Below are 22,707 nucleotides of genomic sequence, written 5' to 3' on the forward strand. Positions count from 1 at the left end.
ACAAACCGAGCGTCAGCCAATCCGCTCGACGTTTTCGCCGGAACACTGTTTCCCATGGTGCGGACGACGCCGGCGGCGGCCCGGGAACCTGATCGGGCATGCTGGACGGGCACGACGACGAGAGGGGTGCACGATGGCTGCCGAGAAGGCGGTTCTGGCCGGTGGCTGTTTTTGGGGGATGCAGGACCTGATCCGCAAGCGTCCCGGGGTGCTGACCACCCGGGTCGGCTACACGGGCGGCCACGTGGACAACGCGACCTACCGCAACCACGCCGGCCACGCCGAGGCCATCGAGATCATCTTCGATCCGGCGGTCACGTCGTACCGGGAGGTGCTCGAGTTCTTCTTCCAGATCCACGACCCGACCACCCTGAACCGGCAGGGCAACGACATCGGCGACAGCTACCGGTCGGCGATCTTCTACGACGGCGACGAGCAGAAACACGTCGCCGAGGACACCATCGCCGACGTCGACGCGTCCGGGCTGTGGCCGGGCAAGGTGGTCACCGAGGTGACCGCGGCCGGAGCGTTCTGGGAGGCCGAGCCGGAGCACCAGGACTACCTGGAGCGCATCCCGAACGGCTACACCTGCCACTTCCCCCGGCCGGACTGGAAGCTGCCCCGCCGCAACGGGTGAGGGTCTCCCTCGCAGGGTGTGGCTGGCGGCCACGGACCGCCGAATACTTCCTGATGTGAACGCGAAACGACAGCTCGGCGAGTTCCTGCAGACCCGCCGCTCGCAGCTCAAACCGGAGGACGTCGGCCTGGCGACCTACGGCGACCGGCGGCGGGTGAGCGGGCTGCGCCGGGAAGAGCTGGCGCTGCTGGCCGGAGTCAGCTCCTCCTACTACTCCCGGCTCGAACAGGGGCAGTCGTCGAACGCCTCGGCCGAGGTGCTGGACGCCCTCGCCGGGGCGCTGCGCCTCGACGAGACCGAACGCCGGCACCTGCACGACCTGGCCGACGGCACCCGCCGTCGGCCGGCCGCCCGCCGGGCCGTGCCCGAGCGGGTCACCCCGGCGGTACGCCAGCTCATCACGGCGCTGGGCGAGGTGCCCGCGCTCGTGCTGGGCCGGCGCAGTGACGTGCTGACCTGGAACCGGGCCGGTCACGCCCTGTTCGCCGGGCATCTCGACCGCAGCGCCCCGCAGCGGGCCGAGACCCGGCCCAACATGGCGCACCTGGTGTTCCTCGACCCGCACACCCGCGACCTGTATGTCGACTGGGCGGCCAAGGCCCGGGCCGTCGTCGGCACCCTGCGGATGGCGTCCGGTCAGCACCCGGACGATCCGGCGCTGGCCGCGCTGATCGGCGAACTGTCGGTCAAGAGCCCGGATTTCAGCCGGATGTGGGCCGCGCACCGGGTCAAATCCGGCGGCGAACCGGTGTACGAGATGCGGCACCCGCTGGTCGGGCTGCTCAGTGTCACCCAGCAGAGCCTGCGTACCGAGCCGGGCCAGAACGTGGTGGTCGCCACCACCGAGGCGGGCTCCCCGTCACATGCAGCGATGACGTTGCTGATGCACGCCGCCGGCACTCGCTGACTTCCACACCCCTGTGACCGCGCCCGGACCGGGCGCGGCGAATCCGTGCGCCCGAAAGGACTTCAGATGCGCAAGAACATGATCGCTGCGGGACTCGCGGTGGTGACGGTGCTGAGCACCGGCCCGGCGTCGGCGGCCGAGGCTGTCGCCGGTACCCGGATCGCGGTGCACTTCGATCTGGCCGGCGGCCAGATGCCGGAGAACATCGTGCTGTCACCGGACGGCACCGCCTACGTCACGTTCGCCGGCGCCCGCCAGGTCGCCGCGATCAGCCGGGCCGGAACGGTCCGCATCCTGGCGACGCTGCCCGCCCCGGCCGGCGGCGCCGGCGCGCCGGTGCTCGGGTTCGCCCTGACCACGGGCATCGTCCGGCACCCGGACGGCACCCTGTACTTCCTGTACGCCAGCGGCGACGCCACCTCGACCGGCCTGTACCGGCTCCGGCCCGGCGGCGCACCGCAGCGGATCGCCGCCCTGCCGGCCGACGGCCTGCCCAACGGGCTCGCCTTCGACGACCACAGCCGGACCTTCTACATCACCGACTCGGTGCACGGCACCATCTCGGCGGTGCGGCAGTCCGGCGGCCCGGCGACGGTGTGGTCGTCGGCGCCGGAACTCGCGTCGACCGGCTTCCTGGGCGTCAACGGCATCAAGGTCCGCGACGGCGCGGTCTGGGCCACCAACCTCGACCAGGGCACGCTGCTGCGGATCCCGGTGCGCCACGGCCGGCCGGGGCCGGTGGAGGTCCGGGCCACCGGACTGACCGGCATCGACGACTTCACGATCACCAGGGACGGCACGGTGATCGCCGCGCTCGTCGGGCAGAACACGGTGGCCGCCATCGACCGGGCCGGCCGGGCGACCACGCTGCTGACCACCGCCGACGGCCTGCAGAACCCGACGTCGGTCGCGGTCCGCGGCGCGACCGCGTACGTGACCAGCGCCGGATACCTCACCGGACAGGATCCCAACCTGATCCTGACCACGCTTCCGGCGATCAGGCACTGAGCGGACGGGGGCGACCCCAGTGACGGTGCCGGCGGGAGACCTCCCGGGCCGGCACCGTCACCGTCGCGCCTCGGCGGAACTCGAGGCAGCGGTGGTCACGGCAGAGGCGCTATTGAGCGCCCCTTACCGCTAGCGGATCAAGCAACCAACCGGAACCGCAGCGCCGCGACGTGAGATAGCTGATCACGCCGGTCGGCGAACTCCGCGCATATCCGCAGAAGTAGGGACTTTAGGCCTCACTCTTCCGGATTCGCCGGAACGGCCCATGGCGGCCGGTGTCTACCCTGGCCGCGACGTCGCCGCCCTCGGGAGAGCCTGTGCCAGAGATCGTTCCGCCCCGCGTCCGCAACGCCGCCGAGACCGCCGACTTCGGACCGCTGGTGCAGCGGTTCCGGCACCCGAACGCCCGCGTCTTCGCGGTCATCACCTGGGCCTACTTCGCGATGGTCGCCGCCCTCCTGCTGGTCATGGTGGGGTCGATCGTCATGTACCTGGCCGGCTCCGGCCGCGAACCGGAGTGGCTGGTCGTCCTGATCTACACCGTCGTCGGCGGCGGGCTCGCGTACCTGCTCGCCCAACTCGCGATCGGCAACGTCACCCGCCGGGCCATCTATCTCTATCCGGGCGGCTACGTCGCCACCGGCCCGACCGGCCGGGTGATCCGCACCATCCCGTGGCACCGGCTGGCCCGCATCGACGGCATGGGCGTTCCACTGCAGATGCAGGTGAAGGTGGTGGGCGCCAAAGCGCGGACCATGTTCGCGTTCCGGCACCGCGGCGGCTGGCCCCGGCCGATCAAGTTCACCGAGGTCGCCGGGCAGGAAGAGCTGGCGCCATTGGCCTACGAGCTGTACATCCAGGCGATCAGCAAACCGGCCGGCTGAGTCAGGCTCGCATGTGGCCGGTCAGGCCGGCGATCTGGGCCGGGGAGACCCGGCAGCAGCCGCCGACCAGTCTCGCCCCGGCGTCGAGCCACGAGCGCACCGGCTCCGGGCCCCAGCCCGGCGAGCCGGTCCACTCGCGGGCGGTGGCGTCCCAGATCTCGCCGCTGTTCGGGTAGACCACCACCGGCTTGTCGGTCACCTTGGCGGCGACCCCGGTCGCGTGCGCCACATCGCCCGGGTCGCTGCAGTTCACGCCCACCGCGATCACCTCCGGCACGCCCGCGGCCAGCCGGAACGCCTCGTCGAGGGGCTGGCCGGCCCGGGTCCGGTCGCCGTCGATCGTGTACGACAGCCACGCCGGCATCCCCAGCTCCCCGGCCACCCGCAGCATCGCCTCGGCCTCGTCCACGTCCGGAACCGTCTCCAGCGCCAGCACGTCGGCGCCCGCCTCGGCGAGCACCCCCATCCGCCGTCGATGGAACCGGGCCAGCTCGTCGACGCTCAGCCCGTAACGGCCGCGGTACTCGGAGCCGTCGGCGAGCATCGCTCCGTACGGCCCGACCGAGGCCGCCACCCACAGCGGCCGGTCGGTGCCGGCGCGCTGCCTGGCCTCCCGGGCCAGCGTGACACTCCGGGTGAGCAGCGCCGTCGCCACGTCGTCGCCGAAACCGGCCCGCGCCAGTCCTTCGAAGGTGGCCTGATAGCTGGCGGTGATCACGACCTGTGCACCGGCCTGCAGGAACGCCAGGTGCGCGGCGATGATCGCCGCCGGCTCGTCGTGCAGCAGCCGGGCCGACCACAGATGGTCGGACAGGTCGTGGCCGGCGGCGGCGAGCTCGGTGGCCAGGCCGCCGTCGAGCACGACCGGGCCGGCGGACAACGCGGTGGCCAGGGATTCCACGGTGGATGCCTCTCAGGTCCAGTTGATGGTGGCCCGGCCGCGCCAGGATTCCCAGATCTCCGGGTCGCCGTCGACGGTCAGGTCCTCGGTGCCGGCCCGGTTCCACAGCAGCAGGTAGAGCATCGACACGGTTCCGGTGAGGTTCAGACCGGCCGGCCGGTGCCCGGCGTCCACGTACAGCCGGTCCTTCTCCATCCTCAGAGTCCAGGACTGTTCGATGTCGGTGGCGCGCAGCGACACGCTCAACGGGGGGTCGGCGGCGAGCCGTTCCGGCCGGCGCTGGAAGAAGCAGTTGAGGATCTCGTCGATGCCGTTGGCGGCGAACTCGGGACGCCACAGCGGCCGGGCGCCGGTCGCGGCCTCGGCGTCGGCGCGGTGGATGGCGGTCTCGTGGGCCTGCCGCCGGGCCCAGAACTCCAGCGGCGATCCGGCGGGCAGGAACGTCCAGCAGTCGAGCCCCGGATCGGCGGCGCCGAGCGCGACGGTCAGGGCGTGGTGCCCGTCCCGGAACCAGTCGAGCAGCCCGTCGTCGTCGGGGGCGGCGAAGAACACGCGTTCGTCATCCGGTTCGAAAGGCTTCTTCCGCTGCTGTACGACGTGGGCGGCCGCCCACCGATGCACCCCGCCGACGTGCCGCACCAGGTCGGTGACCCGCCAGCCGGGGCAGGTGGGCACCGGGGCGTCGAGGCCGGCCCGTTCGGCCGCCCCGGCCAGCCGCTCGCCATCGACCCGGAGTGTCTCGACGAACTGATCGACAAGCATTCGCTCATCCTGGCACGCCGGTCCGTGACAGCGGTGCTACAGCCAGCCGGCGCGGCGTAGGAGCCGGTACAGGACGGCCACGCTGACCAGCATGAACAGGGTCACGCTCGGGTAGCCGTACCGCCAGCTCAGTTCGGGCATGTTCGTGAAGTTCATGCCGTAGATCCCGGCGATCGTGGTGACCAGCGCGGCGATCGCCGCCCAGGAGGCGATGCGGCGCATGTCGTTGTTCTGGTTCACGCTCAGCTGCGTCAGCCGGGCCTGGAGCAGCGCGTTCATCACCTCGTCGAGGGCGACCACCTCTTCGACGGCCGCCGCGTGGTGGTCGGCGACGTCACGCAGATAGCGGCGGGTCTCCTTGGGCAGGTCGGCGAACTGGCTTCCGGCCAGCGCGACGAGCGGCCGGTGCAGCGGAAGCACCGCCGCCTTGAACCGCAACAGCTGCCGTTTCAGCTGGTAGATCTGCTCGATCGCGACGTCGTGCCCGGGGGTGAAGACGGCCGCCTCGATCAGGTCGACGTCGGTCTGGAGCGCCGCCGCGACGTCGTTGTACACGTCGACGAGCCGGTCCAGGATCTCGTGCACCACCGACCAGGGGCCGCCGGCGAGCCTTTTCCGGCTGGTGCTCAACTCGAACCGCAGCGAGCTGAGCTCCATGACGGTGCCCTGCCGGACCGCGATCACGAAGTGCGGGCCGACGAACAACCTGACGAACCCGGTGCTGACGATCTCGCTGGTGGCGGTGAACTGCTCGTGCTCGGCGTAGTGCGCGGCCCGGATCACGAGGAACACCACGTCGTCGTAGCGTTCGATCTTCACCCGCTGCTCACGATGCAGAACGTCCTCGACCGCGAGCGGATGCAGGCCGAACACTCCGGCGACCCGGGTCAGCGCCGCCTCGGTCGGCTCGTGCAGGTCGAGCCAGACGAAGCCGTCCGCCTGCTCCCGCGCCCTCTCGTGCAGTCGTTCCAGGTCGGCGGCCGAGCCGGGACTCTCGACGGACACCCCGTCGACGAACAGGTCGCAACCCACGATCGCGGTGTGGTCGGCCCGCCGGGGCGGTTGCCAGGAGCCACGCGCCACCAAGATCGATTCACCCCCGGATTGGTCACGGTCCGCGTCGGGTCGACGTTACGGCTTTTCCGGGGGTACGCAAGAAGCCGCTCGACGTCAAGCCGGGCCGGTGGCGGGCGCCCACCACCGGCCCGGCTCGGTGACTACTTGTCGAATTCGCCGTCGCGGACGCCGCCGACGAACGCGGCCCACTCGGAGTCGGTGTAGAGGATCACCTCGGCCCCTGGCCGCTGGCTGTGCCGGACCGCGACGTGGCCGGCGGCGTTGGGCAGGTCGAGGGCGACCTCGACACAGTTACCGCTGCCGCCGGACCGGGCCGACTTCCGCCACTCCGCGCCGGTGAGATCAGCATTCATGATCGTTCAGCTCCTTCAACCTTTGTGACATTGACTCGACCGATTGGGATTCGGTGAGTGCGGCTCTCTCCATGGCCGCCCATACGTCCATATATACATCTATCTCGGATGGTTTGTCTAGGTAAATTGCTCCGGTCTGGCTCTCGCTGTAGACGGTGCTCGGTGGCCTATTTCCGTTCTCAGCTGGGAAGTCGAGCAATCCGAATGCTCCGGAGACCGACGCGCGGTGCAAACCCGCCGAGAGTGGAATCACCCGTAAGGAGACATTGGGCAACTCGGTCGCCTGCAATAGGCGCCAGATCTGAGCGCGCATGACCCCCGCCGGCAATTCGGCGAGCAGAACCGATTCGGCGATGATCGCCTCGAAACGGGGTGGCGGCGGAAACGCGCGACTCAGCTGCCGTTGCCGCGACCGGCGCACCTTGACGCGGGCGGCGACCTGCTCCGGCCCCAGGCCCGGCTCGACGGCCAGTATCGCCGCCTCCATGTAGCCGATGTCCTGGAGCAGGCCCGGCATCAGCCACGGCTCGAAGGTCCGGATGCGGTCGGCGGTCTGTTCCAGGGCGACGTAGAGCTCGAACCACGCTGGGACGACATCGCCGTAGGAGTGCCACCAGCCCTTGGACCTGGTCTCGCCGGCCAGCTGCTCGAGGACCGTGCGAGTGGTCTCGGGGACACCGTAGTAGCGGCACAGCAGGGTGACCTTGCCCTTGGGGGTGGAGACCGCGCCGTGCTCGATCCGGCGCAGGCTCTGCACGGTCTGGCCGATCACCTCGGCGGCGTCGGTCATGGTGACCTGAGCATCCTCGCGCGCTCTGCGCAAAGCGATGCCGAGTGTCCGGCGGGGAATGGTGGAACCGACGCTGGTGGATGCTGACACATGTTCCCCTGTTCGTTCTGAGAGGCGTCAGGGTTACCGATTGGAAGGTTTCGAGCGTCATTCTGATAGGTCATTTGCCGATCGGGGTGAATTGCCTTGATCGAATCGAGAAAACAGCGCTGAAGTGTTGCCATCGGAAATCCGAAACGTCGAATATCGGAACCCGCACGACGTAACCGACCACCCGGGAGTGACGATGTTCGCCATCGCTGCGATTGTGGGACTCTGCACCGGCCTGATCGCCGGACTGCTGTGCGGACGAAATCGGGGCCGATGGTGCCCGGGATGCGGGCGAACGCTCGACTGCATCGCCTGCCGGCCCGAGCTCGTGGCACGTGGTCGTCGTGACCGTTGAGGAGATGGGCCTGGCCCACCAGGCGGACCGTACGTCGTACCAATGCCTCTGCTGCCTGAAGCCCTGGCCGTGCGACCCGGCCCGCGAATACCTGATCGTCACCATGGGTCACGACCGCCCGCAGCTGGCCATCCGCATGTGGAACGAGCTGGAGCACGCCGTGATGGGCCCGCTGCGCCACGAGCCGGTGAGCGAGCTGGCCGAGCGTTTCGTCAGGTGGGCGGCATGACGTCACCCCTCCGATCGCGCGGACGCCGGGTGCCCCGGGCGCCGACATCAGTGCAGGTGAACGAGCCGTGGTCCATGCACGAGACTATAGGCCAACGACAAGGGTGTTGGGAATCGGCAACCGGGAATCCATCCCTTGGATGGACACCGGCCCCGACGTTTGCGCCGGGTTTGACGGTCGCTGGAGGTTGGCTTGAGGTGGCGGGTGGATCGTTCTCGGCATGAACGCACAGCGCATCGAGCTCCCGCCCTTCCAGTCCGCCCCGATCGTGTACCCCTCGCTGGGGCGGGCGATCGTCGACAGTTCGCTCACGGTGGGGCGGACCGTTCTGATCGGTGGGGCGGGGCTCGGGCTGCTGATCGGGTTCGCCATGGTCATCGCGATCGCGATCACCTCGGCGGCGTACCTGCTCGGGTTCGACGTCACCTCGATCCTCTGACCGGCCGGATGCTACCCAGGTCGTAGCCGGCGGGCGCCGGAACGCGACCTCAGGCGCTCCCCGGGCAGGCGCGAGCGCCCATAGCGTCGGCCGCATGATTGAAGTACGGGGATTGACCAAGCGCTTCGGCGCGACGACCGCCGTCGACGGGCTGTCGTTCACGGTTCGGCCGGGACGGGTCACCGGGTTCCTCGGGCCGAACGGGTCCGGCAAGTCGACCACCATGCGGATGATCATCGGGCTGGACCGGCCCGACTCGGGTACGGCCACTGTCGACGGCCGGCCCTACCGGACTCAGCCGGCGCCGCTCTGCGCGGTGGGCGCGCTGCTGGAGGGACGGGCCGTGCACCGCGGCCGTACCGCACGGCAGCATCTGGCGGGCCTCGCCCGTACCCATGGGATCGGCGCCCGCAGGGTGACCGAGGTATTGGCGGCGGCCGGCCTCGGCGCGGTGGCCGATCGGCGGGCCGGAGGCTTCTCGCTGGGGATGAGCCAGCGGCTCGGGGTGGCGTCGGCGCTGCTCGGCGACCCGGCGGTGGTGATCCTCGACGAACCGGTCAACGGCCTCGACCCGGACGGCGTGCTCTGGATCCGGACGCTGCTGAAGGATCTGGCGGCACAGGGCCGGACGATCCTGGTGTCCAGCCATCTGATGAGCGAGACCGCGGTGACCGCGGACCATCTGCTGGTCATCGGCGGCGGGCGGCTGCTCGCCGACATGGGCATCGACGAGTTGATCGCGCGGGCCGGCGTGAACCGGTGCCTGGTCCGCTCGCCGGATCCGGACCTCCTGCACACCACGCTGACCGCCGCCGGCGCCACGGTCACCGTGGGCGAGGCGGGAACGCTCGTCGTGGCGGGGCTGGCCGCGGAACGGATCGGCGAGCTCGCGGCGTCGCACGGCACGATCCTCCACGAGCTGACCCCACATCGGGCCTCGCTGGAACAGGCCTACATGGACCTCACCCGATGAGCGCCCACCGGATCTCGTTCGCCCGGGTGGCCCGCGCCGAACTCGGCAAACTGATCGTCCTGCGCTCGACCTGGGCGGTGCTGTCGGCCGCCGCGCTGATCACCGTCGGCCTTGCGATCGCGATCAACATCAACATTTATCGTACGGCCGGGGCCGAGGTCTCACCCCGCGCGCTGACCGCGCAGTCGTTCCTGGGTGTCGACGTGATCTCGCTGATCCTGGGCGTGTTCGGCGTCCTGATGATCACCGGTGAGTTCGGTTCGGGGCTGATCCGGGCGACGTTCGCGGCCGTGCCCCGCCGGGTGCCGGTGCTGCTCGCGAAGGCGGTCGCGCTGATCCTGGTGGCGTTCCCGGCGACGCTGCTGGCCTGCCTGGCCGCCATGATCGCCGGCCAGGCGCTGCTCCCGGCCGGACAGCACGCCGGCATCCCGGCCCGGGCCCTGCTCGGAGCGGCCGCCGCCCCGGTCGCGCTGGCCCTGATCGGGCTCGGGATCGGCGCGCTGGTCCGGCACACCGCCGCCGCGATCACCGTCTACGTGCTGACCATGCTGGTGCTGCCGGCGATCCTGCAACCCGCGCTGCCCGAACACCTCGCCAACGACGTGGTGCGATACGTGCCGGTGGCGGCCGCGCAGGCGATGTACGCCGTCGACACCGGCAACCCGTTCCAGATGCTGGCGCCGGGCCCGGCCGCCCTGATCGTCGTCGCGTGGACGGTCCTGACCCTGGCCGCAGGCGGGACGATGCTGTGGCGCCGCGACCCGTGACCTCTTCGCGGGCCGGCGCCGAGGAGCGGGCCGGTGCCGAGGAGCGGGCCGGTGCCGAGGAACGGGACGACGCCGAGGAACGGGCCGGTGCCGGGGAGGGGGCGAGTGCCGAGGAAAGGGCGGGTGCCGGGGAGCGGGCGGGCGCGAGCGGGCGGGCGGGCGGGCCACAATGGAACGGTGAGCCTGAGCGTCCTCCGGTCCGCTGCCCGCCGCCACCCGCTGCTGGCCGACGCCGGGATCGCCACTCTCGTGGCGCTGGCCTGCGCACTGGTGCTCACCGGCCGTACCGGCGCGACCCTGGAACCCACCGACGCGCTGGACTGGATCTCGGTGGCTGTGCTCCCGGTGCCGTTGATCTGGCGCCGCCGGGCGCCGGTCCTGGTCTTCGCGGCGGCGACCGGGCTGTTCATCGTCTCGCAGATGATGGGCGCCCAGTCGCCGGCCGCGCTGGCCGTCACCCTCACCGCCCTGCACGCGGTCGCCCGCTACCGTCCGGCCCGGTTCGCGTGGCCGGCCGCCGTGATCACGGTGCTGCCCGGGTTCGGCAACCGGATCGAGGACGGGCCGGCCTGGGGCGCGTTCGCGGCGGTGTCCGCGGTCACGGTCGCCGTCGTCCTGGTCGGCGTCAACCAGCGGACGCGTACCGCGTACCTGATGGCCTTGGAAGATCGCGCCCAGCGACTGGAACAGGACCGCGATCAGCGGGCCCGGCTCGCCGTCGCCGATGAACGGGCGCGCGTTGCGCGCGAGATGCACGACGTGGTCGCCCACCATCTCGCGGTGATGGTCGCTCTCTCCGACGGCGCCGCGGTGACCGCGGCGTCGGCGCCGCAGCGCGCCGCCGACGTGATGGGCCAGGTCTCGGCGACCGGCCGGCAGGCGTTGGGGGAGATGCGGCGGCTGGTCGGGGTGCTGCGCGGCACGGCCCGGCCGGAGCCGGGCATCCGGGTGCCGCAACCCGGGCTCGGCGACATCGATGCGCTGGTCGAGAGAGTCAAAGCCGCGGGAGTACGGGTGAGCCTGCACCGGGAGGGGATGCCCGGCGAGTGGGGGCCGGGCACCGGACTGGCCGTGTACCGGATCGTGCAGGAGGCGCTCACCAACACCCTCAAACACGCCGGGCCGCGGGCCGAGGCCGAGGTCTGGCTGCGCTACCGCCCGGAGTCGGTCGAGGTGACAGTCGTCGACGACGGGGCCGGCCGGGTCGCGCGGCCGGCCGGGGTCCGCGACCGGCACGGGCTGGCCGGCATGGCGGAACGCGCCACCGCGTACGGCGGCCGGGTCGAGGCCGGGCCACGCGACGGGCCGGGGTGGCGGGTCCACACGAGTCTGGAGGTTCCGGGATGACCGTGTCGGTGCTGCTCGCCGACGATCAGCCGCTGCTGTCGCTCGGACTCCGCCTGGTGCTGGAGGCGCAACCGGGCATCACCGTCGTCGGCGAGGCGGGCAACGGCGCCCAGGCGGTCACCATGGCCCGGGCGCTGCGGCCCGACGTGGTGCTCATGGACGTACGGATGCCGGTCCTCGACGGCATCGAGGCGACCCGCGAGATCGTCGGCTCCGGCAGCCCGGCCCGCATCCTGATGCTCACCACCTTCGACCTCGACGAGTACGTGTACGCCGCACTGCGTGCCGGGGCCAGCGGTTTCCTGCTCAAGGACGTGCCACCGGCCGAACTGGTCAACGCCGTCCACGCGGTCGTCGGCGGGCACGCCGTGGTCGCCCCGGCCGTGACCAGGCGGCTGCTCGACATCGCCCTGCCGCACCTGCCCCGGCCGGTGACCGACCAGCGCCTGGACCGGCTGACCGACCGCGAACGCGAGGTACTCACCTGTGTCGCCCGGGGCCTGTCGAACAGCGAGATCGCCGCCGGCCTGCACCTGTCCGAGGCGACCGTGAAGGCGCACGTCGGACGGCTGCTCGCCAAACTCGAACTCCGGGACCGCGTGCAGATCGTGGTCTACGCCTACGAGAACGGACTCGCGCCCCGCTCTACGCCTTTCGGGTGAACGGGGATGTGTGGCAGATTAGGGCGGCAGGTGGTTCGACGACGGGGGTCGGGTACTACATGGCATCGAAACGGGCACGGCGAGCGGGCTTCTCCGCGGCGACGATCGCGGCGGCGGTCCTCTATCCGCCCACCACGGCACAGGCTGTTGGGCCGGCTGTCACGGCGCGGCCACCGCACCAGAGCGCGCTCGCCCCGTGCCAGCCGGGTGTGACCACGGCCGCCGACGAATCGGTCGCCGACCAGCTCCGGCCGGCGATGAACGGGCGACGGCTCGGCCCGGCGGTCAGCGGCCGCAGCATCACCTGCGCCCGGGCGATCATCGACACCGTGCAGGCCCGCGGGCTCGGGCCCCGCGCCGCGGTCATCGCGCTGACCACGGCCATCGCCGAGAGCACCCTGCACAACCATGCGGTCGCCTACGACCACGACAGCCTCGGCCTGTTCCAGCAGCGGCCCTCGCAAGGGTGGGGGCGGCCCGACCAGCTGCTCGACCCGGTGTACGCCACGAACGCGTTCCTCGACTCGATGCTGCGCAAGTACCCGGGTGACAGCTGGATGAGCGGCGACATCGGGGCGATCTGCCAGCGTGTGCAACGGTCGGCGTTCCCGCTGGCCTATACGCCGGAGGCGCACGACGCGTCGCTCATCGTGTCGGCGCTGTGGGGCCGGCCCGCGCCTGCACCGACGCCCGTCGCCCCGGTTCCTCCCGCCGTGCCGTCCGGCCCCTATCAGAAGGCGCTCGTCGCCACCGGCACCGAGCTGGGTGCGCTCGACGGGCGGCACGAGCTGGCGCTCGCCGACTGGAACGCGGACAAGAAACCCGACCTGATCCTCGTCAAGGGTTCGTCGGCGGCCACCGGCAAGACCGAGGTCCGCATCATGGACGGCGCCACCGGCTTCGCGACCCTGCTGCTGACCAGGAGCACCGCGCTCGGCGCGACCGACGACCGGCATGCGTACGCGGTCGCCGACGTCAACGGCGACAGCCGGCCCGACCTGATCGTGGTGCAGCGCTCCGGCACCGCCGGCGGCCACACCGAGGTGAGTGTCCTCGACGGTGCCTCGGCGTTCCGGCGGCTGCTGGCCGACCACGTCGCCACGGCGCTGCCGGCCACCGACGACAGGTCCCGGTTCTCGGCCGCCGACTGGAACGGTGACGGACGGGTCGACCTGGTGGTCACGCAGACGTCCGGCACCGCCAGCGGAAAGATGGAGGTGCAGGTGCTCGACGGCGCCACGAACTTCCAGCGCCACCTGCTCCCGGTGACGGCCACGGCCGAGCCGGCGAACGCGGACCGCCGGATCGCGGTGACCGACTACAACAACGACCGCCACCCCGACGTGCTGGTGATGCGGACGTCGACGACCACCGACGGCAAGACCCAGGTGCGGGTCCTCGACGGCGCGGCCAAGCTGAGCCGCCAGCTGGCCGTGGTGGACACCGCGCCGGGCGTGTCAGCCCACCTCGACCTGCTGGTGACCGACTGGAACACCGACACCCGCCCCGACTTGATGATGGTCCAGAAAACCGGAACCGCAAGCGGCCGAACCGAACTGGTGATCCTCGGCGGCTGACCCGAAGCAAACCCACCCAAACCCGGCCAGCGTCCCACCCGGCCAGCGTCCCACCCGGCCAGCGTCCCACCCGGCCAGCGTCCCGCCGGGCGAGCGTCTGGCCGGGCGAGCGTCTGGCCGGGCGAGCGTCTGGCCGGGCGAGCGTCTGGCCGGGCGAGCGTCTCGCCGGGTCAGCGTCTGGCCGGGTCAGCGTCCTGCCGGGTCAGCGTTCCGCCGGGCCAGCGTCCTGCCGGGTCAGCGTTCCGCCGGGCAGCGTCCTGCCGGGCCGGCCGCATTCCCGGGCTGTCCAGCGGGTCGAGGGCAAGTCCCACCCAGCCGGCCCAAGATCGCCACTGGGTGACACATGTACCGGGACCTCAAAACTGACAGATCTCATGAGACTCAGCCCTCAGGCGAATGACGTCTCCTCGCCCGTGACGCCTCCCCCTGGCTTGGCGTCTCGGCGGCTTGTGCCTGGTTCCGCACGGCTTGGCACCCCGGTTCGCTGCCCGTGGCTCGCCGCTCGCCGGCCGCGGATCTTGCACGATTCTGCACCCTCGCGCCGATCTTGCAGCCCTTTCCATGTCCCGACGGGAAGAAAGCTGCAAGGTCTCCCCGGCGCAGTAGACCTTGCACGACAAACCACACCCAGGCATGAAGAAACCTGCAAGATCGCCGCGAAGGCGGAGAATCGTGCAAGATCTACGCGGCTGGCCGGGGCTGAATCCTCTGCAAGCACGACATTTCGTTCCCAGTTTCCAGCACGACATTTCGTTTCCAGTGTCCCGGTCGCCGGAGTAACTGGTGCGACAGTCCGCAGGCCGGGCGCGAAGTCATCGCCCGGCAGAGGGATCGAGCTCGGACACAGCGAAAGCCTTGAAGACGCTTCCCTGACCTGGAGAATCGTGCAAGATCTGCAAAGCGTGTGCTCGACCTTCGCGCTTTCCGGATGCTCTGCGCTGGTGGCGACGATCAGCGCACACATTGGCCGATCGTGATCGCTGGTCGTTGTCCCGGCGAGGGCGGGCGCACACGTTGAGCCAATCGCGTGCGTTCGTCCACGTCCCCGCGACGACCCGGGCACACACAAGGCCAACGTGTGCTCCTGTCGTCGCGGCGACCATGGCGAAACCCCGACGGCGACTGGAACCACGTAGCCACTCCCGGGCTGGCCGGCATCCACCCGAAAGTAGATCTTGCGGTTGGTGCTCGGTGTGGAGTTCAGACCTACCGGGTCGGCGGGCGAGGTGCACGATGACCGGGCCGACGTCGGAAAGCCGCGCGGGAGAAGGCAGCCAAGGGGTCGGTTGCCGCTGAAGGGGCGAACGCCCTCGAAGGCCTGGCTGCCCTCGAGGGTGGTCGCCGTTTGGCCGGGGTTGTGCCGGCCTCGGGTCAGCTCAGGCGGCGGATGTCGCCGTAGGCGCGGTAGAAACCGCCTCGCGATGCCTCTCGGATGCCGGTCACCACGTAGCGGGTGCCGTTCTCTCGGATGCCCTTCGGGAACTGGACCTGCCAGTCGCTTCGGTAACCCGCCGAGACCACCCGGATGCGGAGGCGGCCGGACTCCTCAACGCACTCGACGACGATGCCGTCGGCTGGGTCGTGGACGATCTCGACCGTGGTGGACGGGGCGACCTCGGCCATCCGCGGCGGCGCCTTCACGTCCATCACCTGGGGGACCGTGCCGTCGACGGCCGAGCGGATCGCCTGCTCGCTGGCGTCGATGCAGGCCAGCGAACCGTCGGTGGTGACGATGTAGAGGCGCTCGTCGTGATATTGCATGGAGTAGGCGGAGCCGCAGCCGGTCGCGAGTTTCCACAGGCGGTTGCCGGCGGCGTCGAAGCAGTAGATGGAGGACGAACTGTCGCCGGCGAAGATGTACCGGCCGTCCTCGGCGGCGGCGCACGAGAACACGGCGGCGTCACACCGGTAGCTCTGGCGGTGTGTGCCGTCCTTGCCGAGCTCGACCACCTGCCGGTCGGACGTGCCCGCGTAGACGGTGTCGCGCTCCTGCCAGCCGAACAGCACCGCGCCACGGGTGCCGGAGTGCCACAGCTCCTGGCCGGTCCGCCAGTCGTAGCTGGTCACGCCGGCGCTGTGCCCGTGGTGGACGGCGTTGTCGTCGCAGCGGACCATCCACGCCGACGAGCCGCGGCCGGGCCGCTGCCACAGGAACTCGTCCTCGTGGTCGATCGCCGAGATGCCGCCGTTGGCGTCGGAGACACCGAGGACACCGTCGTGGATGTCCAGCCAGTAGATGTCGATCTCGGGCGCGATCCGGTACGCCAAGCGGGGCACCTTGCCGGACAGGTCGTAGACGTTGCCGTCGTCGCAGCCCGCGTAGATCCACCTGTCGTCGGCGACGATGCATTTCACCCCGTCGGGCAGGCGGAACTGCTGCTGCACCTCGGCCTTGTGGTTGAGCGTGGTGATCAGGCCCGCCTCGTTGCCGACCATGCAGACGTCGTCGTCGACGAACACGCCGAACGCGGGGCTGCCGGACCGGTAACGCCACAGGACCGGCGCGCTCTTGGCGGTGGAGCGGGTGCTGACGATCTGCCGCCGGGTCACCGATCGGGGCGGCCGCCCGCCGATGACCGCCGGGGCGTAGCCCTTGCGAACCTTTTCGCCGATCTTCTTGGCGGCCTCGGACCGTGCCTTGTCCTCGGTGGTGAACGACGACTGCTTGACCTGGCCGCGGTCGCCGATGCGGCCATAACGGACGGTCAGGTCGGTGCCGTCGACTGTCACCTCGTAGAACTTGTGGGCGCTCCCGCTGTCTTCGGACAGTTCGAGATACGTCGTTTCGGCCGGCATCCGGGCCACCTTTCGGCAGGAGGGGGAACGCGGATGAACTTAGCCGGGGGGTACGACAAAACCGATCAGCCGAGCAGCTCGATCATCTGTTGCTCGCCGAGGTGCTGGGCGGCTTCGGCGGCCGCGGCCCAGTCGGCGTCGTGCAGCATCGCCTCGATGGCCGCCGTCAACTGAGGACTGACCAGAGTCGGGTCGAGACCACGCCGGACCGCGTAGCCGCGTACCGCGGTGAGCAGCACCGCGGCGGTGTCCCGGTGCCCGGTCAGGGCGAGCGCCTGCGCGCCCATGTACAGGCAGGTCAGCAGGTTGCCGAGGTCGTCCTCGACGCGGAACAGGCGCAGCGAGCGGCGGATCGCGGCCAGCGCCTCGTCCGGCGGGACGGGTGAGCCGGCGCCGCCCAGGAACGCGCCGCTCAGGCCGAGCCAGCCGAGTCCCATCTCGCCGAGGGCGGCGGCCCAGCCCTGCCGTTGTGCGGTGGCGTCGGCGATCGCCCGGGTGAGCACGGCGTGTGCCTCGTCGAGGCGGCCGAGACCGGTCAGGGCGAACCCGAGGCACACCTCGGCGGACGGGACGATCCACTCCTCACCGAACCGGCGGGCGGATTCGGCGGACTCGCGGGCGCGTGCTTCGGCGGTGGCGTAGTCCTCCGCCCCGTGGTGGACGACCGAGTCGTAGTAGTGGATCTGCGCGTAGACGATGCGTTCGGCCCGGTGAGCGGGTGCCGGCAGGACCTGGTGTGCCTGGGCCAGCCACTGCCGGGCGCCGGCCAGATCGCCGCTGATGAACCGTACCGTCGCTCCGGCCCCCAGTGCTCTTGCCCGGTCGGCGGCCGGGGCGTCAGGTGCGGCGGCCAGTGCGGCGTCGAGCAGCCGCAGCCCGGTGGCGGTGTGGCCGCTGCGGAACCAGAACCAGGGCATCAGCGAGGCGGTACGCAGCGCCGCCTCGGGTGCCGCGGTCAGGTCGTGTTCGATGCCGGCGTGCACGTTGGCGAGGTCCCGGTGCAGCACGCGCATGGCGTGCGGCGAGTGCTCGCCGGACAGCTCCGGGATCCAGTGGGCGACGAGTTCGCGTACCCATGCGGCATGGGTCTCCCGGCTGGAAGCCGGTTTTGGATCATGAGCCCGGCAGTACGCCCGGATGATCTCCAGCAGCCGGTAGCGGGTCGGTGTCACGTCCGGGTCGGCGGCCACCACCGACCGGGCGACCAGGGCGGACAGCCGGTCGAGGTCGTCGTCGGCGGCGGCCAGCGGGAACCCGCCCTCGAACGGCCACAGCCGTAGCAGCAGCGCCCGGTCGTCGGGTGGGAGCAGGTCCACACTCCACGCGACCGCCGCCTCCAGCGTCTGGTGCGGGGTGATCGCGCCACGCGGGACGGTGCCGAGGGCGGGGAACCGGTCGCCGAGCATCGCGCTGAGATCACCGAGACCGATCATGCGGGACCGGGCGGCGGCGAGTTCGAGGGCGAGTGGGATGCCGTCGAGCGCCGCGGCGATGTGCGCCAGGTGCGCGGTGTCGGCGGCGTCCGGCTGCCAGTCCGGGCGCTGGGCCGCGATCCGGTCGGTGAGCAGCGCGATCGCCGCGGTGGCGGGCAGCGGGTCGACCGGCAGCAGCTGCTCGCCGCTCACCCCGAGCGGCTCCCGGCCGGTGGTCAGGACGCGCAGGCCGGGGCAGTGCGCGAGCAGGTGCAGGACCAGGTCGGCGACCGGCTCGACGAGGTGTTCGCAGTTGTCCAGCAGCAGCATGCCGGGCCGGTCGGCCAGGGCGGCGGTGACCTTGTCCAGGGTCGTCCCGCGCAGGCGCAGCGCTCCGGCCACCGCCGTCAGCGGGTCGGCCGCGTCGGCGAGACGGACGAACCAGGCGCGATCGGCTGCGAACTCGACGGCCAGCCGCGTCTTGCCGGCGCCGCCCGGTCCAACGAGAGTGACCAGCCGGTGTACGGACGTGAGCCGCCCCAGCAGCGCCAGCTCGGTGTCGCGGCCGAGGAACGCCGACAGCGGCCGTGGTGTGCGCGGCGGGCGCGCATCAAGCAGCAGGCGCGGGTCCTGGAGCAGCAGCCGGCGTTCCAGGTCCTGGAGGGCCGGGCCGGGGTCCAGGCCGAGCTCCTCGGCGAGCAGGTCACGGACCCGGCGCAGCGAGGACAGCGCGTCGGCCTGCCGGCCACTGCGGTACTGAGCGAGGATGAGCAGTTCCCAGCGCCGCTCACGGTACGGCTCCGCCCGTACCGCAGCCTCCAGATCGCCGACCACGACGGCGGCGTCACCGGCCGCGAGCCGCCCGGCCGACCGCTCTTCTTCCGCTACGGTCCGCAGCTCCGTGAGCCTGGCCCGGTACGGCACGGCGTGTTCGGGAAGGTCAGTGAACGGCTCGCCGCGCCACATCCCGAGCGCGCCGGTGAGGGCTTGGACCGCCTGCGTCGCGTGCCCTTCGGCCAGCAACGCCCGGCCGCGTTCGACGTCGGCGGTGAACCGGTCGGCGTCGAGCTCGCCGACGCGCAGCAGATAGCCGTCGTCGGTGCGGACCAGCGACTCCCGCTCCGCGCCGAACCCGCTGCGCAGCCGGGACACGTAGGAGAACAGTGAGTTCCGCGGGTTGGCCGGCGGCTCGTCGCCCCACAGCATGTCGATGAGGGTGTCCTCGGTGACCGGCCGGCCCTGGGCGGCGGCCAGCGCGGTGACCAGCCGCCGGGGGAGCGGGCCGCGGATGGGCACCGGGTCGCCGTCCACCTCGATCTCGACCGGACCCAGGACCCTGCACGTCAGCACGCGGCAGATCATAGGTGGCTCAGCCCGAGTCCGGGCCGAGCCGCAGACGGCTGGTGATCCGATAGCGGTCGCCGCGGTAGATCGACCGCGTGAACTCGATGATCCGCCCGCCGTCGTCCTGGGTGGTCCGTTCGAACAGCAGGGCCGGTGAGTGCAGCGGCACGTCGAGGAGGCGGGACTCGTCGGCGTCGGTGACGGTCGGCTCGACGGTCTGCACGGCCTCGGCCGGGTTCACCCCGTACTGCTCGCGCAGCCGGCGGTAGAGCGATCCGGAGACGAAGTCGGCGGCCACGATGCCGGGCACGAGCACGGCCGGCAGCCGGATCCGCTCGATGGCCATCGGCTCGCCGTCGACGATCCGGCGGCGTCTGACGTACACCACGTCGGCGCCGGGGGAGACCTGCAGCCGGCGGCCGAGCCGGGCGCCCGCCGGTTCGGTCCGGAACTCCAGGATCTCGCTGGTCCAGTCGCCGTCGGCGGGCGGGACGGGCTCTCCGGAAGCGGGCACCTCCTGTGAGATCTTGTGCGGGCTGGTGAACGTGCCGCGACCGTGCTGGCGCACCAGCAGGCCGGTGCGGACCAGCTCGTCGATGGCCGCCCGCACGGTCGGCCGGGACGCGTGCAGCGACTCGGACAGCGAGCGCTCCGACGGCAGGGGATCACCCGGCGCCCGCGCGTCGATCAGCTCCCGCAGCCGGTCGGCCACCTCAGCGCGGCGCATCGCGTCCCCCGAATCCCACTGTAAATAAACTTTCCCGCAGTCTATTGACGCATACCACTGGTCCGGATCACAGTAACCGAGCGGCCGATTCCCTTACCAGTGGTCAGTTCTGGCCTCACCCTCGAAGGAGCCCACCCCCATGGGACCAACCCCAAATCGCAAGATCGTCATGGGTACGGTCGTGGCCGCCGCCGTGGCCACCCTGACCGGCATCGGGATCGCCGCCGCCCCGAGCGGTAGCGCCGCCGCCGGCTGTGGCGTGCTCTTCGACGACTTCACCTACACGTCACGCACCGACGCGGCCCTGAGCCACCGCGGCTGGAGCATCCGCAGCAACACCGGCGGCCCGGGCGTGAGCGGCGCCCGCTGGCTGCCCGACAACGTGTCCTTCCCGACCGTCGACGGGCAGAAGGTCGTCCAGCTCAAAGCGGTCACCGACGGCACCGCCGCCGGCACGTCGCACGCCGAGTTCTCGCAGCCGAACCGGCGCTTCTTCGAGGGCACCTACCTGGCCCGCATCAAGTTCTCGGACACCCCGGCCGCCGGTGCCGACGGCGACCACGTGAACCAGACCTTCTACACGATCTCCCCGCTCGCCGCCCCGCGTGACCCGCTCTACTCCGAGATGGACTTCTCCGAATACCTGCCCAACGGCGGCTGGGGCGAGGCGGGCCCGATCAATTACCAGACCACCTGGTACACCTATGTCGCTGAGCCCTGGTACGCCGACAACGTGCACAGCCAGCAGTCGCGCAGCATCAACGGCTGGCACGACGTGATGGCCACCGTCTCCGCCGGCCACGTGAAGTACTACATCGACGGCGCGCTCGTCGGCGACCACTCCGGCAAGGTCTACCCGCGGCAGAACATGTCGATCGACTTCAACCAGTGGTTCATCGACCTGGCCGGGCACACCGGTGGCGCCAGCACCTGGCTGCAATCGGTCGACTACGTCTACCACGCCAAGAAGCAGGTGCTCACCCCCGCCCAGGCGACCGCGGCGGTCAGCGCGTACCGGGCCGGCGGCACCGCACACACCGACAACGTCGTCGCCGCCAACGACTGTGACCCCGGCACCACCACCCCGCCGGCCGGCGGCGCGACCATGCTCCAGTCCAACTTCAGCGGCCGCTGCATCGACATCCCCGGCGGCGTCCCCACCGCCGGCGTCGTCCTCCAGACCTGGGACTGCAACGGCACCGCCGCCCAGAAATGGACGTTCGAAGCCGACGGCACGGTACGCGCGATGGGTAAATGTATGGACCCGGCCGGCGGAGCCCTGACCAACAACACCCCGATCCAGCTCGCCGACTGCAACGCCAACCCGGTGCAACGGTTCACCCTCACCTCCGCCCGTACCCTGCAGAACGTCTCCTCCGGCCGGTGCGTCGACATCAAGGACTGGAACGGCAGCAACGGCGCCAAGCTGCAACTCTGGGACTGCGCCGGCACCAGCAACCAGATCTGGGGCAAGCTGGCCGGTTGAGCGTCTCGGATACGGTGTGTGGCCTCGAAGGACCACCTAGGGGAGATGCATGTCGCGCCGTGCTTCCGGGATCGTGCTGTTCGTGCTCAGCATTCCGCTGCTCCTGCTCGGCATCACGTCCTGGCAGGAGGCCAGCGATGAGGCTGGGGTGCGGGCCTGGCAGCTCGACCAGGCCCGCACCGTGGCCGACCCGCAGGAGCGCGAACGGTTCAGCGAGTACGCGGAGAGCACCCTGCGGCGTCAGCAGGACGCCGAGTACAACCGGAACATGCTGCTCGCGGCCGGGGTGGCCGGGCTGATCGGCGGCATCGTGGTCCTGGCGACCGGGCGCCGCCGCCCGAACGAGCCGGCTGCCGGGGCGGCCGCCGCCGCGCCGGTGTTCACCGCCTGCGCGGCGTGTGGTCGGCAGATCTCGGTCGCGGCGACCGCCTGCCCGCAGTGCGGTCACCCGCACAAGCCCGTCCTGACCGCCCCGGTGGTTCCGGCGACTCCGGCGGCCCGCGTGTTGCGGGTGTTCTACGCGACCCTCATCGTGCTGGGCCTCGGGTCGGCCGCGCTGATCTACACGGTCGCGTTCGACAGCCTGTCCGAGACCACGCTCGTGCGCATCTCGCCGTTCTGGCTCTTCCCGGCCGTCTTCGGCTACTACGGGCTGGTGGCGCAGCGGATGGAGGCCGGGCTCCAGGCGAGCCACCTGGACACGGTCTCCGACCAGCTGCTGAAAGTGATCAGGGAGACCGGTGTCCTCGGCCAGATCTTCTCGTTCCTGATCCACGCGCCGTTCCTGCTGGTGAAGAGCCGCCAGCCGTGGGTGACGGCCCTGGTCGGCTCACTGATCTGGGCGATCGCGCTGGCCCTGTTCTTCAGCGTGGTGTTCCCCACCTTGTGACCTGCCGCGGGTCAGCGTCAGGCCACCCAGCACCACTGCCACCAGGCCGAACGCCACGCTCGCGTAACCGCCCACCACGCCGTTCCCGGTGCCCGGGCCACCGTCGGCGGTGGCCAGCACCCAGACCCCGGCCAGCACACCACGGACGCGGTGGCCGGTCAGGAGCCCGAAACCGCCAGCCGTCGCTCACCGCTGGAATGCGAGCGGTTTTACCGTTGTGGGCGACGGCTCGCGGCCTGTTCGGCGCGTGCGGCCCTGCTGTGAGTGGAAACGCTGAGACGTGGACCTGACCTGC

The 22,707-nt window shown here is 71.0% G+C and carries 22 protein-coding genes; 13 read left to right on the plus strand and 9 right to left on the minus strand.

From position 1 onward, the window contains the following. Positions 1-133: 133 nt before the first annotated feature. From msrA to AB0E94_RS12910, 4 genes are all read left to right on the plus strand, one after another. Complete coding sequence (msrA, locus tag AB0E94_RS12895) at positions 134-637, plus strand: peptide-methionine (S)-S-oxide reductase MsrA (RefSeq protein WP_360325741.1); 504 nt, start codon at positions 134-136, stop codon at positions 635-637. A gap of 55 nt (positions 638-692) precedes the next feature. Then, complete coding sequence (locus AB0E94_RS12900) at positions 693-1,544, plus strand: helix-turn-helix transcriptional regulator (RefSeq protein WP_360325743.1); 852 nt, start codon at positions 693-695, stop codon at positions 1,542-1,544. Between the two features lie 66 nt (positions 1,545-1,610). Continuing rightward, on the plus strand, positions 1,611-2,552 hold the full coding sequence (locus tag AB0E94_RS12905; protein ID WP_360325745.1) for a hypothetical protein: 942 nt from the start codon (positions 1,611-1,613) through the stop codon (positions 2,550-2,552). Positions 2,553-2,869: 317 nt separating this feature from the next. Continuing rightward, positions 2,870-3,436, plus strand: coding sequence for a hypothetical protein (locus tag AB0E94_RS12910; protein ID WP_360325747.1), 567 nt, complete (start codon positions 2,870-2,872; stop codon positions 3,434-3,436). 1 nt (position 3,437) lies between these two features. Here AB0E94_RS12910 and mmuM read toward each other — a convergent pair whose 3' ends face one another. The 5 genes from mmuM to AB0E94_RS12935 all read right to left on the minus strand — a co-directional run bounded on the left by mmuM (position 3,438) and on the right by AB0E94_RS12935 (position 7,409). After that, positions 3,438-4,337: a homocysteine S-methyltransferase gene (gene mmuM, locus AB0E94_RS12915; protein ID WP_360325749.1), complete on the minus strand. Its 900-nt coding sequence runs from the start codon at positions 4,335-4,337 to the stop codon at positions 3,438-3,440. A gap of 12 nt (positions 4,338-4,349) precedes the next feature. Beyond that, positions 4,350-5,099, minus strand: coding sequence for a maleylpyruvate isomerase family mycothiol-dependent enzyme (locus AB0E94_RS12920; protein ID WP_360325751.1), 750 nt, complete (start codon positions 5,097-5,099; stop codon positions 4,350-4,352). 36 nt (positions 5,100-5,135) lie between these two features. Then, the gene (locus tag AB0E94_RS12925) at positions 5,136-6,182 is read right to left on the minus strand and encodes a magnesium and cobalt transport protein CorA (protein WP_360325842.1); all 1,047 of its coding nucleotides are present in this window, start codon (positions 6,180-6,182) and stop codon (positions 5,136-5,138) included. Between the two features lie 134 nt (positions 6,183-6,316). Continuing rightward, positions 6,317-6,529, minus strand: coding sequence for a DUF397 domain-containing protein (locus tag AB0E94_RS12930; protein WP_360325753.1), 213 nt, complete (start codon positions 6,527-6,529; stop codon positions 6,317-6,319). Then, complete coding sequence (locus AB0E94_RS12935) at positions 6,519-7,409, minus strand: helix-turn-helix transcriptional regulator (RefSeq protein WP_360325755.1); 891 nt, start codon at positions 7,407-7,409, stop codon at positions 6,519-6,521. The genes AB0E94_RS12930 and AB0E94_RS12935 overlap by 11 nt, the downstream gene beginning before the upstream one ends. Before the next feature lie 344 nt (positions 7,410-7,753). On the opposite strand from AB0E94_RS12935, the gene AB0E94_RS12940 reads away from it, so the two are divergent. The 7 genes from AB0E94_RS12940 (at position 7,754) to AB0E94_RS12970 (ending at position 13,758) form a co-directional block, all read left to right on the plus strand. Beyond that, on the plus strand, positions 7,754-7,993 hold the full coding sequence (locus AB0E94_RS12940; RefSeq protein WP_360325757.1) for a hypothetical protein: 240 nt from the start codon (positions 7,754-7,756) through the stop codon (positions 7,991-7,993). A gap of 220 nt (positions 7,994-8,213) precedes the next feature. Then, entirely contained in the window at positions 8,214-8,432 is a 219-nt protein-coding gene (locus AB0E94_RS12945) for a hypothetical protein (protein ID WP_360325759.1), read from the plus strand. Between the two features lie 94 nt (positions 8,433-8,526). Next, positions 8,527-9,405, plus strand: coding sequence for an ATP-binding cassette domain-containing protein (locus AB0E94_RS12950; RefSeq protein ID WP_360325761.1), 879 nt, complete (start codon positions 8,527-8,529; stop codon positions 9,403-9,405). Further along, complete coding sequence (locus AB0E94_RS12955; RefSeq protein ID WP_360325763.1) at positions 9,402-10,172, plus strand: ABC transporter permease subunit; 771 nt, start codon at positions 9,402-9,404, stop codon at positions 10,170-10,172. The genes AB0E94_RS12950 and AB0E94_RS12955 overlap by 4 nt, the downstream gene beginning before the upstream one ends. 177 nt (positions 10,173-10,349) lie before the next feature. After that, the gene (locus tag AB0E94_RS12960) at positions 10,350-11,519 is read left to right on the plus strand and encodes a histidine kinase (RefSeq protein WP_360325765.1); all 1,170 of its coding nucleotides are present in this window, start codon (positions 10,350-10,352) and stop codon (positions 11,517-11,519) included. Next, the gene (locus tag AB0E94_RS12965; RefSeq protein WP_360325767.1) at positions 11,516-12,181 is read left to right on the plus strand and encodes a response regulator transcription factor; all 666 of its coding nucleotides are present in this window, start codon (positions 11,516-11,518) and stop codon (positions 12,179-12,181) included. The genes AB0E94_RS12960 and AB0E94_RS12965 overlap by 4 nt, the downstream gene beginning before the upstream one ends. 59 nt (positions 12,182-12,240) lie before the next feature. Then, positions 12,241-13,758 carry a VCBS repeat-containing protein gene (locus tag AB0E94_RS12970; protein ID WP_360325769.1) on the plus strand — a complete coding sequence of 506 codons (1,518 nt, stop codon included), beginning with the start codon at positions 12,241-12,243 and terminating at the stop codon, positions 13,756-13,758. A gap of 1,371 nt (positions 13,759-15,129) precedes the next feature. Here the strand turns inward: AB0E94_RS12970 and AB0E94_RS12975 are convergent. From AB0E94_RS12975 to AB0E94_RS12985, 3 genes are all read right to left on the minus strand, one after another. Continuing rightward, the gene (locus AB0E94_RS12975) at positions 15,130-16,554 is read right to left on the minus strand and encodes a WGR domain-containing protein (RefSeq protein WP_360325771.1); all 1,425 of its coding nucleotides are present in this window, start codon (positions 16,552-16,554) and stop codon (positions 15,130-15,132) included. Positions 16,555-16,619: 65 nt separating this feature from the next. After that, positions 16,620-19,316, minus strand: a complete 2,697-nt coding sequence (locus AB0E94_RS12980) for a BTAD domain-containing putative transcriptional regulator (protein ID WP_360325773.1) — start codon at positions 19,314-19,316, stop codon at positions 16,620-16,622. A gap of 19 nt (positions 19,317-19,335) precedes the next feature. Further along, positions 19,336-20,037, minus strand: a complete 702-nt coding sequence (locus tag AB0E94_RS12985) for a GntR family transcriptional regulator (RefSeq protein ID WP_360325775.1) — start codon at positions 20,035-20,037, stop codon at positions 19,336-19,338. Positions 20,038-20,176: 139 nt separating this feature from the next. Here AB0E94_RS12985 and AB0E94_RS12990 point away from each other — a divergent pair, with 139 nt between their 5' ends. Beyond that, complete coding sequence (locus AB0E94_RS12990; RefSeq protein ID WP_360325777.1) at positions 20,177-21,523, plus strand: RICIN domain-containing protein; 1,347 nt, start codon at positions 20,177-20,179, stop codon at positions 21,521-21,523. A 49-nt stretch (positions 21,524-21,572) separates the two neighbouring features. Beyond that, the gene (locus AB0E94_RS12995; protein WP_360325779.1) at positions 21,573-22,412 is read left to right on the plus strand and encodes a hypothetical protein; all 840 of its coding nucleotides are present in this window, start codon (positions 21,573-21,575) and stop codon (positions 22,410-22,412) included. On the opposite strand, the gene AB0E94_RS13000 is transcribed toward AB0E94_RS12995, so the two are convergent. Beyond that, positions 22,353-22,550, minus strand: a complete 198-nt coding sequence (locus AB0E94_RS13000; RefSeq protein WP_360325781.1) for a DUF6223 family protein — start codon at positions 22,548-22,550, stop codon at positions 22,353-22,355. The two genes, AB0E94_RS12995 and AB0E94_RS13000, sit on opposite strands and share 60 nt — an antisense overlap. Positions 22,551-22,707: the final 157 nt, after the last annotated feature.

The organism is Actinoplanes sp. NPDC026670 (assembly GCF_040638175.1).
Classification (GTDB): domain Bacteria; phylum Actinomycetota; class Actinomycetes; order Mycobacteriales; family Micromonosporaceae; genus Actinoplanes.

What these genes read in the sequence shown, in the direction of transcription:
- AB0E94_RS12920 (WP_360325751.1), bottom strand. Translation starts at nt 5,099, where the DNA reads ATGCTTGTCGATCAGTTCGTCGAGACACTCCGGGTCGATGGCGAGCGG.
- AB0E94_RS12990 (WP_360325777.1), top strand. Translation starts at nt 20,177, where the DNA reads ATGGGACCAACCCCAAATCGCAAGATCGTCATGGGTACGGTCGTGGCC.
- AB0E94_RS12905 (WP_360325745.1), top strand. Translation starts at nt 1,611, where the DNA reads ATGCGCAAGAACATGATCGCTGCGGGACTCGCGGTGGTGACGGTGCTG.
- AB0E94_RS12970 (WP_360325769.1), top strand. Translation starts at nt 12,241, where the DNA reads ATGGCATCGAAACGGGCACGGCGAGCGGGCTTCTCCGCGGCGACGATC.
- AB0E94_RS12985 (WP_360325775.1), bottom strand. Translation starts at nt 20,037, where the DNA reads ATGCGCCGCGCTGAGGTGGCCGACCGGCTGCGGGAGCTGATCGACGCG.
- AB0E94_RS12930 (WP_360325753.1), bottom strand. Translation starts at nt 6,529, where the DNA reads ATGAATGCTGATCTCACCGGCGCGGAGTGGCGGAAGTCGGCCCGGTCC.
- AB0E94_RS12950 (WP_360325761.1), top strand. Translation starts at nt 8,527, where the DNA reads ATGATTGAAGTACGGGGATTGACCAAGCGCTTCGGCGCGACGACCGCC.
- msrA (WP_360325741.1), top strand. Translation starts at nt 134, where the DNA reads ATGGCTGCCGAGAAGGCGGTTCTGGCCGGTGGCTGTTTTTGGGGGATG.
- AB0E94_RS12955 (WP_360325763.1), top strand. Translation starts at nt 9,402, where the DNA reads ATGAGCGCCCACCGGATCTCGTTCGCCCGGGTGGCCCGCGCCGAACTC.
- AB0E94_RS12975 (WP_360325771.1), bottom strand. Translation starts at nt 16,554, where the DNA reads ATGCCGGCCGAAACGACGTATCTCGAACTGTCCGAAGACAGCGGGAGC.
- AB0E94_RS12995 (WP_360325779.1), top strand. Translation starts at nt 21,573, where the DNA reads ATGTCGCGCCGTGCTTCCGGGATCGTGCTGTTCGTGCTCAGCATTCCG.
- AB0E94_RS12965 (WP_360325767.1), top strand. Translation starts at nt 11,516, where the DNA reads ATGACCGTGTCGGTGCTGCTCGCCGACGATCAGCCGCTGCTGTCGCTC.
- AB0E94_RS12945 (WP_360325759.1), top strand. Translation starts at nt 8,214, where the DNA reads ATGAACGCACAGCGCATCGAGCTCCCGCCCTTCCAGTCCGCCCCGATC.